Annotated in this window: 7 protein-coding genes and 1 pseudogene; 4 read left to right on the plus strand and 4 right to left on the minus strand. The window is 66.4% G+C overall.

What is annotated here, in order from left to right; genetic code table 11:
• A partial coding sequence (locus tag QK444_RS26305) for a helicase-related protein (protein ID WP_282784707.1) occupies nt 1-1871 on the plus strand: 1871 nt, incomplete at its 5' end.
• Between the two features lie 22 nt (nt 1872-1893).
• Nucleotides 1894-2244: a nucleotide pyrophosphohydrolase gene (locus QK444_RS26310; RefSeq protein ID WP_282784709.1), complete on the plus strand. Its 351-nt coding sequence runs from the start codon at nt 1894-1896 to the stop codon at nt 2242-2244.
• Nucleotides 2245-2247: 3 nt separating this feature from the next.
• Here the strand turns inward: QK444_RS26310 and QK444_RS26315 are convergent, their stop codons facing one another.
• The 3 genes from QK444_RS26315 to QK444_RS26325 form a co-directional block, all read right to left on the minus strand.
• The gene (locus QK444_RS26315; protein WP_349239544.1) at nt 2248-4137 is read right to left on the minus strand and encodes a DUF2075 domain-containing protein; all 1890 of its coding nucleotides are present in this window, start codon (nt 4135-4137) and stop codon (nt 2248-2250) included.
• A 597-nt stretch (nt 4138-4734) separates the two neighbouring features.
• Nucleotides 4735-5130, minus strand: coding sequence for a hypothetical protein (locus QK444_RS26320; protein ID WP_282784711.1), 396 nt, complete (start codon nt 5128-5130; stop codon nt 4735-4737).
• Between the two features lie 265 nt (nt 5131-5395).
• A complete protein-coding gene (locus QK444_RS26325) occupies nt 5396-5932 on the minus strand; it encodes a hypothetical protein (protein WP_282784713.1) in 537 nt (178 codons plus the stop codon).
• 229 nt (nt 5933-6161) lie between these two features.
• Here QK444_RS26325 and QK444_RS26330 point away from each other — a divergent pair, with 229 nt between their 5' ends.
• Complete coding sequence (locus QK444_RS26330; protein ID WP_282784715.1) at nt 6162-7355, plus strand: Fic family protein; 1194 nt, start codon at nt 6162-6164, stop codon at nt 7353-7355.
• A gap of 46 nt (nt 7356-7401) precedes the next feature.
• Complete coding sequence (locus tag QK444_RS26335; protein WP_282784717.1) at nt 7402-7740, plus strand: helix-turn-helix domain-containing protein; 339 nt, start codon at nt 7402-7404, stop codon at nt 7738-7740.
• Between the two features lie 15 nt (nt 7741-7755).
• On the opposite strand, the pseudogene QK444_RS26340 reads toward QK444_RS26335, so the two are convergent.
• A pseudogene (locus QK444_RS26340) lies at nt 7756-8985 on the minus strand (hypothetical protein); the annotation flags it as partial.

Below are 8985 nucleotides of genomic sequence, written 5' to 3' on the forward strand. Positions count from 1 at the left end.
GGCTGGGCCGCCGCGCCGCCCTCTGGCACGGCGACACCACCGACGCCCACCGCAACCGAATCCGCCGCGACCCGCCCGACGTCCTGCTCACCACACCGGAATCGCTGGAAGCCATGCTGATCGGAACCAAGACCGATCACGACGAGCTGCTGGGAAACATCCGCGCGGTGGTCATCGACGAGGTGCACGCCTTCGCCGGTGACGACCGCGGCTGGCATCTGCTCGCGGTGCTCGAACGGCTGCAGCGGGTGACCGGGCGGCCGATTCAGCGCGTGGGTTTGTCCGCGACCGTCGGCAATCCGGGCGAATTACTCACCTGGTTACAGGGTTCCGGGGCCGGGAAGCGCCGGGGAACGGTAATCGCCCCCGACCTTCCGCAGCCCGGTGCGGACCCGTCGTTCGATCCGCGGCTGCTCTCGTCGGCCGGCCCCGACCACCCGCGTCCGCCGGGCGAGGTGGAGCTCGACTATGTGGGCTCGCTCGACAATGCCGCGAAGATCATCGCAGCGCTGCACCGAGGTGAGAAGCGGCTGGTGTTCTGTGACTCACGCCGACAGGTGGAGGAACTCGGATCGGCCCTGCGTGCGCGTGAGGTCACTGTGTTCCTCTCTCACGCATCGCTGTCCGCCGACGAACGAGCCCGCGCCGAACAGGCTTTCGCCGAGGCCCGCGACTGCGTCATCGTGTCGACATCGACACTCGAGCTCGGCATCGATGTCGGCGACCTCGACCGGGTCATCCAGATCGACGCTCCCGGCACCGTCGCCTCCTTCCTGCAGCGCATCGGCCGCACCGGCAGGCGGTCCGGCAGCGTCCGCAACTGCCTGTTCCTCGCCACCAGCGCGGACGGGCTGCTACGGGCGGCGGGCCTGCTGCTGCTGTGGGGCCGTGGTTGGGTCGAACCCGTCACCGCACCGCCCGAGCCGCGGCACCTGGTCGCCCAGCAACTGCTGGCGGTGACCCTGCAGCACGCCACGGTGGGCGACCGGCTCTGGCAGCGGGAGTGGAATAGTCTGCCGCCATTCGATCAGTCGGCCGAACCGGTGCTCCGGCATCTGATCGAATCCGGATTCCTGAACCGGGATCAGGGTCTGCTGTTCATCGGGCCGGAGGCCGAGAAGCGGTTCGGCCGCAGGAACTTCCTCGATCTCACGGCATCGTTCACCGCGCCACCGCAATTCACCGTGCTCGCCGGACGGCACGAGATCGGCCACACCGATGTCTCGGTGCTCACCGACGACCGGCCCGGACCGCGGTTACTGCTGCTCGCCGGGCGCAGCTGGCGCGTGACGTACATCGATTGGCAGCGACGACGGGCCTTCGTGGAACCCGCTGAGGGCGGCGGAGTCGCGAAATGGTCCACGATGGGTGTACGCGGCCAATCCTTCCCGCTGACCCGGGCGATGCGCGCCGTCCTGCTGGGTATCGACCCCGGTGTGACACTGACCCGGCGGGCGCGGTCCGCGCTGGCCGAACAACGTGCCGAACGCTCGCACACGGTCGCCGGTGACGCCACCGTCATCAGCCGCGGCACCGACTCCGTGGTCTGGTGGACGTGGGCCGGCTACCGGGCCAACGCCACCCTCGCGGCAGCATTGGCGTCGGTGACCGACCCTGATCAGCGTCCCACCGATCTCACCATTCGGCTGCGCGCTGATCTCACACCCCAGATCTGGGGTGCGGCACTGCGTTCCGCACGCGATGACCGGATGCCCCTGCCGAGAACCGATCCCCGTGCAACCGCCGGATTGAAGTTCTCCGCGCTGCTGCCGGAACACCTGGCCGAGGCGACCGTCGCCGCCCGCCTGTCCGCACCGGCTGACGCGCGCACCGTGCTGTCGGAGCCCACCCGGTGGCACCGAGGCGCGTGAGGCCGCGTGCTACACAGGTCCCATGCCGATCGAACGCCTGCAATCGCTGATCTCGGAGTTCGCCGCCCAACGGGAGTGGGAGCGCTTCCATACACCGAAGAACCTCGTGATGGCGCTGACCGGCGAGGTCGGCGAACTGTCGGAGATCTTCCAGTGGCTGACGCCGGACGAGAGCGCCGCCATCATGGCGGATGGCACGGGCCGAGCCAGGGTCGAGGAAGAGATGGCTGATGTCTTCATCTACCTGTTGCGACTCACCGATGTGTTGGGGGTCGATCTGATCGCGGCGGCGGAGAACAAGCTCGAATCCAACGAACGGCGCTACCCCGTGGAACTGACGCGCGGACGAGCGGTGAAACACTCCGACCTGTGACGGCTACCTGGTCATCTCCTCCAGGAACGCCTGCGTCTCGGGGTCGGTCGAGTACACGCAGGTACCCTGCATTCCACGGGTGAGAAGCACCTTGTAGGTGTTGCGGATCAGCGCCTCGAAGTCTCGCGCCTCGGCTCGGCGTACGGCCGGATCGTGCGATTCGCCCTTAAACGCCACCCATCGGCCGTCGCGGCGAACGAAATCGGGGCCGAAAATGACTCCCGCCCAGTCGTATTCGAAGCCCTGAGCGGTGTAGATGCAGCCGACCTGGCCGAAGCCTCGATCGTCGGAGGCCCAGTAGTAGGACTCGGGGGCATCGGGGACCCGTTCGCCTGGTTTGGCGTTCCACGGGCGCTTCCATCCGTCGATGACCACATCGTCGACCAGTCGCTTCCCGTGTTCCGTCTCGATCGGTCCGCTCCACGGCCAGCAGAATCCGGCTGCCATCCGAGCGGTCCCACCGTGATGGTCCCGCTGGTGCAACAACCAGCCTTCGAGAGCTTGTGGGGAGGCCGCGCTGGCTACTCGGAACTCCTCATCGGAGTCAGCGGTCAACGCGCTCCAGGAGGTTGGCTTCTCAGGGTGCAGCCCCAGCAGTCGCGCCACCCAGAGGTCGAAGGTGTCCGAACCACCGCAGCGGAATTGCCCTTCGAGATGGACGACCTCGACCTGGCAGCCCACCTCCTGTGCGATCGTGGTGATCTCCTCTAGCGAACCCATCTCACCGGGCCGCACGACTTGGTTCTCGTCGAGGAGGAACACCGGGACGGCGGCGACGTCCAGCAGTTCCTCGATCTGCCGCCGGGCCTTCGCTCGCAGGTCCGCGCGCGTGTAGCGGCTAACGCTCGTTTCCCGAATACGATGCGCCTCATCGCAAATCAGCACGTCGAGTTGGTTTCGAGAAGCGCTGATGTAGTCGTTGAAGTACTTGAACAGGCTGCGCACCCGCGGGTTTCGGCGGCCCGCGACCTTTCGCATGGTGTTGGTGAACGCGCTGGAGCCGGTGGCATGGTGTACACGGCGACCCTGTCGGGCCAGCTCACCGAGCAGGCTGAGCGCGATCACGCTCTTTCCCGAACCCGGACCGCCGAGCACGATCACCGCGGTCTGCGCGCGATCGTCATTCGACCGCTCGACGGCCTGCATGACCAGCTTGGAAGCGATCCACTGCTCATCGAGCAGCACGAACTGTTCGCGCTCCTGGATCTCCTTGGCGGCCAGGTCGAGTAGCGGCTTCGTCGGAGCGTGCTCGAAATGCAGGAAGTCCTCCGCGGCTTTGAGCGCATGCTCACGACCGCCGTCGATATCCAGCTGGGATTGCAGATAATCGAACAGTTGCGCACGGTCGTCCATAGTGAACATCCGCCCGAACCGGCTCGGCTCATACTGATCGAGCGAACGGATGTCCCGGGTGTGGGCATTGTGGAGGTACGCGATCCCGTGCACGATTTCCGGGCGATCCGCGAGCGCTGGAGTCGAATCCACCAGGTACTCACAGTATCTGCGCACCTGCTCCACCGGATGCAGATGCCGCTTCTTCATCCTCGGGACAGCCACCAAGTCGTCCGCGCACGCTTCGACCTTCGACCACTGCTTCAGCTCCACCAGGACATAGCTCGGAGCCCCGGTACCGGGGTGCACTCCACACAGCACGGCGTCCACGCGCTTGGGACTGTGCGGGAGCTTGTGCTCGAGCAGCACTTCGACATCGCCCAGTCCGGCATCTACGAGATCGCGCAGCAACACCACGAGACTGAAGGTCCAGGAGCGTTGTTCGGAACTCCCGACCTTCTCCCCCCACTTGAACATGGCCTGATCCGTCAACAGCGACGTCAGGCGGCCGGCCGCCGCCTCACCCCACAAATGGTCGGCACTGTTCGCTACAAGAGCCACTCGTCATCCCCACAGGCGCACGCGAATTCGACGTGCGGGTGGGGGCAGCGACGAAGCGGTGCTTCGGTGCCCGACGGGCCGCAGAGATCAGATTACTGGAAGATCCGACAGGGGTGGTCGACCGCCACTTGCGCGTCGATCAGCGAGACCGCCTGAGCCGGCGAGCGGCGCTCACGAACAGCTGTCGAGGGCCGGTCGCGGGCCGCGCGGTAGCGGTCATCCGCGGAGATGATTCACTTCGGGTGAGGTGGAGCCGAGGGCCAGCTTGTTCAGTTCGGAGCCGAAGTCTCCTGCAGCACTGGCATATTCGGACGAACCGCGTCGAGGGTCGCGGGAGTCGTGGGGTTGTCGCGCAGTGCGTCGGTGACCGAGGTGGCGGCGGAGGTCAAGGCGTTGGCGGCATCGCGGGCCTTGGCTCGGGCGGCTTCACGGTCCTATTGGGCGTCCCACCCTTCAGCCTTGCCATACAGGCGGCGCGGACTCCCTGACCACGGTTGACAAGGCTCCCGGCACATCAGCCCTACACGATGCCGCAAAGCCGCTAACTGCGCAAACTGGATTCTCAGCCGCGCGAACCCCTTCGCAGCGATCGCGCGCCTACTCAGGCCGGAGCTTCGAGCCCGACAGGACCAGCACCGTCTCCTTTGTTACCGCTACTCCGGGCAGCAGTTGGATCGGATACACGTCAGGACGGTATCGAACGAACTGCACCGGCTCGTTGTCCTTGATGAACAGGTAGAACCCGTCCGAGGGCCGGTCGGATATACCCGAATTCGACGGGAGACCTTTCCAGCAGTAGCCCGGCGTTTGGGCTCGGGCGTTCAATTCGTCCCGCTCGGCATCTTCCCAGACGCCGACCATACGGTCCCATTCATCGGACCAGCCCGCCGAATTGGTGAGGTCCAGCATCGAGACGGACTGCTTGTTCTCAATTGCCTCGATCATCTTCTGGTAGAGCACGTCACTGGACCCAAGGGGCTGGTTGTCGCTCATAGCCGTGAAGTCGAACGTTCCGGCGCTGCAATCCTGGGTCGCTTGTTCCCGCGCACGCTCTTGATTCGGGGTCGGCCCCAGCCCACACGACGCAGTCAGCGAAAGCAAAACAGCGAGCAGTCCTGCGCGAGACAGGGTTCTCATCGAGATGTCCTCATTTCGCCACCCCATTGGGAATGTAGATGCCTGGACCGACGATGGTGTCATCGGCGCTGTCGACGCACTAGTCACCGAGACTGTCTGAGCAAACAGACGTTCCGCTCCTTCACGAGCAACTGTCGAGTGCCGCGTCGCGAGACCCCCGATAGCGGTCGTCCGCGGCAATGAACACCTCCGGCGAGGTGGAGCCGGCGGCCAGCTTGTTCAGCTCGGATGCGAAATCTCTCGCGGCACTGGCGTATTCGGACATGGCCGAGTTGAGGGTCGCGGGAATCGAGGGGTTATCGCGTAGGGCGTCGGTGACCGTGGTGGCGGCGGAAGACAGTGCGGTGGCGGCGTCGCGGGCCTTGGTTCGGGCGGCCTCGCGGTCCTGCTGGGCCTCCAGCTCGCGGCTGAAGGCGCTGAGCTTGAACTTGACGTCGACCGCGGACCTGAAGAAGCCCCCGCAGACGGCGACCTTGGCAGAGTGCGCTCGGGCGGACGTCGCGGCGGCGGCAGAGCTTGAAACCGAGGAGACGTAGGCGGCGCGGTCGGTCTCATTCGCCACCGCCTCGCCATCGATGGTGCGTGCGCAACCGGCCGCGATCAGACCGACCGCGACCGCAGTCAGGGCCAAGCCCTGCCCGAGAACACGCACGTTCATCAAACACTCCCCCTCGTCGTCGACAAGCCGATCAACCCTACGGCAGAAGCAGGCACGCCGAACGAACCTGTGAGCAGCATCGCGTCAGGCAACGGGTCCAGATCAGGATCCGAGAGTGCAGCCCGAATCAACCTCAAACGTACAATAACGCGGAGTTTAACTACGTTTATCTCAAGGAAAGTACAATAAAGAGCTGGTTGCTGGAGTATCCGACCGAAAGTGCAACCACATGGACTGGCCATCGCATCGGGTTGAGGAGCGTGCCTGGAACCCGCCTCAGCGGCAGGGCTCGAGGGCCGACCGGACGCTCGAGCGTATCGAGGTGTCGATCCCACCTCATATCGCCGGGCTGGAGTACGACCCGGTGGGAGCGGTCGCCCGCGCTCACGAGGCGGCCGTGATCGCGATCGCGCGGCTCGAGGCCGGATTCGGGCGGCACCTGGCCCCGCTGGCGGACTTCCTGCTGCGCAGCGAGTCGGTGGCCTCGTCGAAGATCGAGCACATCGACGCTGGATGGCGAGCCTTCGGCAAAGCGGTCGCCGGTGGCAGGGCGAGCGATGACGCCAAGGCGCAGCTGGCGGCCGTCGAGGCGCTCGTCGCCATGGTGGATGCCGCCTCCGCGAGGGCCATCGGCGTCGAAGACCTGCTGACCGCGCACCGGCTGCTGATGGCACCCGACTACTACACGGCCCGGGATTCCGGTCGGTTGCGCGATGTCCAGAATTGGATCGGCGGCAGCGAATACACGCCGACCGACGCGGTACACATTCCGCCCCCGCCGGAACTCGTGCCCGAGTTGATGGCAGACCTGATCGCCTTCGCCAACCGAACTGATCTGCCGATCCTCGCGCAGGCCGCACTGGCGCACGCCCAATTCGAATCGATTCATCCCTTCACCGACGGCAATGGTCGCATCGGCCGAGCTCTCATCAGCGCGGTCCTGCGCCGTCGCGGACTCACCGAGCGCGTGACGGTTCCGCTGGCATCGGTGATGCTCGCGAATACCGGCAGATACTTCGGATACCTCAACGCATTCCGTTCGGGTCAGGTCGACCCGTTCGTCGAGTATTTGTCGCTCGCCGCGATCCATGCCAGCGAAGCGGCGCAGGAATCGGCATGTGCCCTGGCGGCGTTGCCCGCACGGTGGCGGACGATCGCACGGCCACGGGCGAACTCCGCCGATGAGACGCTGATCGCGGCGCTGCTGGACACCCCGATTCTCAATGCCGAGACCGCTCAACGCATCGCGGGCACCACCGCCGCGAGCACCTACCGCGCGCTGGGCAGACTGACGGATACGGGGATCCTGGAGGTACTGTCGGAGAGCAAGCGCAACCGCGTCTGGGCGGCTACGGACGTACTGGCCGAGTTGGATGCGTTGAGCGCGGCCATCGGCAAACGCACGGCCGAATACCTCCGGTAGTTCCGGAATATTCGTGCGCATCGCCGCGAATACCCCAGGAGGACATATGGCGCTGGAGATTCCGGAGGTGCTGGAGGAGTCCTGCGCTACCCGGCAGGCGTTGGAGCGACTCGCGTCGAAGTGGCGGATTCTGGTGATCTACGCCCTGTTGGACGGTCCGCGGCGGCATGCGGAGTTGCGGCGGCGGTTGCCGGGGGTGACGCAGAAGGTGTTGACGGAGACGTTGCGGGGGATGGAGGCGGATGGGCTGGTGGTGCGGCGGGTGTATCGGGAGCGGGCGCCGCAGCATGTGGAGTATGCGTTGAGTGAGCTGGGGAAGTCGTTGGAGACGCCGTTGGCGGCTATTTGCGCGTGGGCGGTGGAGCAGGCGGAGTCGGCGGGGTAGCCGACTCCGCGGCGGTCAGTTGCTGGTGAAGCAGAGGGTCATGCCGTTGGTGACGCCTGGTTTGCGGGTCATGCGGGCCACGTAGTCGCCGGGGCATTCGGCGGTGTCGGTGTCGTGGCGGGAGGTCACGCGGACGCTAGCGGCCGGGTCGGAGCAATCGGCCTTCGTCGGCCGGAAGTCGTTGCCCTCGTCCGGCGGGATGACGCAGTCACCGGCCATGGCGTAGCCGACATCGGCGTCGTCGACGGGGCCGACACACAGGGCCACCACCAGATCCGTGGTGTCGTGGGTGTTCATGGTGAAGCCGGTCGCTCCGATGACGCCGAGGCATTCGGGGGCGGCGGGTTCGGTGTGCTGCACGCGGACGGTCAGCACTCGCTCCGCGGCCTCGGGCAGGGTGCACGCGACAATGCTGGTCATGTTCTCGTTGACGCAGTCGCCGGTCTCGGCATTGCCGGTCGAGCTGGGGTCGGCCGCACGGACGCAGAGGACGAGGGCTCGGCCGCCCAGGGATGAGTAGGCGAACGCCTTGCGGACACTGGGGACATCGTGGCAGGCCCGGTCGGTGACGGGGACCCTTGTGTGCAGTCGGATGGCCAGCACTTCGGCGACGCCGGACTCGGGTGTGCAGGCGACGCGGGTGACCGTCGCACCGCCGTCGGTCACCTTCACGCAGTCGCCGGTCTCGATGGCACCCGGGTCGGCCGTGTTGACACGGGTGGGAGCCAGGCACAGGACGGTGTCCGGATCGGAGCCCTCGTCGGCGTCGTCGAGAACGGCACGGGTCGCGTCGTCGTACTTCATACACGCGGATTCCACCGGATAGACCACGCTTTCGCGTGCGACGATGCGGTAGGCGGCATTGATCTGCCCACAGGTGTACTCGACCGGGTCGTCCTGGTCGAGTATCGAGACGCAATCGTCGACGGCCAGGGCGATGGGCTCCGGGCGGGTGAGGACATACGTGGTCGAGATGGCGGCAGCGACGAGGACGACGGTGGCGGCGAGGGCAACCCAGAGCCAGCGACGCGACCGTGGGGGCGGCGTGCCGTTCGTCGTGGGCGGGTAGTGCGGCAGGCCGGAGCCCGCTGGCTCGGTGGCCGCACCCCAGGGATCGTGCGATTGCGGGAACGCCGAACTCGCGTCTTGCGGCTGGTGTCCGTACTGCCCGGCCGGCGGTGGAAGTGGAGCATGCGCGCCCTGCGGCGGGTGACCGACCGGCCCGGCGGGCGGTGGAGCGACCGA

This window comes from Nocardia sp. CC201C (assembly GCF_030010695.1).
Lineage (GTDB): Bacteria > Actinomycetota > Actinomycetes > Mycobacteriales > Mycobacteriaceae > Nocardia > Nocardia otitidiscaviarum.